Source organism: Curtobacterium sp. B8 (assembly GCF_000333315.1).
In the GTDB taxonomy this organism is placed as follows: domain Bacteria; phylum Actinomycetota; class Actinomycetes; order Actinomycetales; family Microbacteriaceae; genus Curtobacterium; species Curtobacterium luteum.
Genome location: NZ_BACW01000325.1, coordinates 1 through 1,097 on the forward strand (window position 1 = coordinate 1; position 1,097 = coordinate 1,097).

Sequence of the window (1,097 nt, forward strand, 5' to 3'; positions counted from 1 at the left end):
CGGCACGGCCCTCGAGCGCGGCGCAGAGCCCCGGCGAGAGGATCTGCATGTAGCGCGCGAGGACGACGAGCTCGATGTCGAGCTCGTCGACGGCTTCGAGGATCCGCTGCTCCATGTCGTGCTTCGTCTCGGCGTCGGTCACCGGACGGTGCTCGAACGGCACCGAGTAGAACGACGCGAGCTCCTGCAGGTCGGGGTGGTTCGAGAGGACGAGGGGGACCTCGATCGGCAGCTGTCCACCGCGCTGCCGGTACAGCAGGTCGTTGAGGCAGTGTCCGGCCTTGGACACGAGGACGAGCGTGCGGAGGGGCCGCCCGACCACGTCGAGCTGCACCCGGGCGTCGTAGCGCTGCACCACGGGTTCGAGGGCGTCCTCGAAGGTGGCGCGGTCGACCGGGGCCATGACCTGGAGGCGCATGAAGAACGTGTTCGTGTCGGCGCTCGAGAACTGCTGCGACTCGGTGATGTTGCCCTGCGCGGCCACGACGGCTCCGGACACGGCGTGCACGATCCCGGGACGGTCGTCGCAGACGAGGGTGAGGGTCCAGTGCGTGAGGGCCGCGGTGTGCGCGGGCATCGGGTCGGTCACCGGATCAGGGTACCGGGCACGCTGTCGCGCGCCGGCCCGGCGGTGCTGCTCGGCCCGGGGCGGCCTGATGGCCGGGCTGCACGTCCAGGGTCGGCCTGGAGGCGCGGTGCGGGTCCGTCGGTCCGGCCGCGGCTCCGGGGAGGTCGCGCTGGCGGTCCGGCCGGGAGACGCGGGCCGGATCCGGGTCGCGACGCTTGCCGCCTGGGGGCGGCCGCCTGGCGCGTGCCGTGCGCCACGCAGCCCGCGCCGCGCGCGGACGATGCGATCGGTCCGTGGCAGTTCTGGTTCGCGAACGCCGCGTTGATCGAACCGGAACTGCCACCTCACGGAAGGGCACGGCGTTCGCGACGCTGCGGGAGCCGTGCCCGCGCGACGCTGCACGGTCAGACCACGTCCGGACGGGACAGCGCGCGGTCGGCGATCGTCAGGGCGCTCGCCGCGACGGCGACGCCGACGATCACCCACGCGAGGACGTGTAGGTCCGCCGTGGTGGGAGCCGTGCCGAACA

The 1,097-nt window shown here is 73.1% G+C and carries 1 protein-coding gene; it reads right to left on the reverse strand.

Translation table 11 applies throughout. From position 1 onward, the window contains the following. Positions 1–577 (reverse strand): formyltransferase family protein (locus tag I59_RS07950; protein ID WP_042726572.1); only part of this gene is annotated, 577 nt, incomplete at its 3' end. Positions 578–1,097 lie beyond the last annotated feature (520 nt).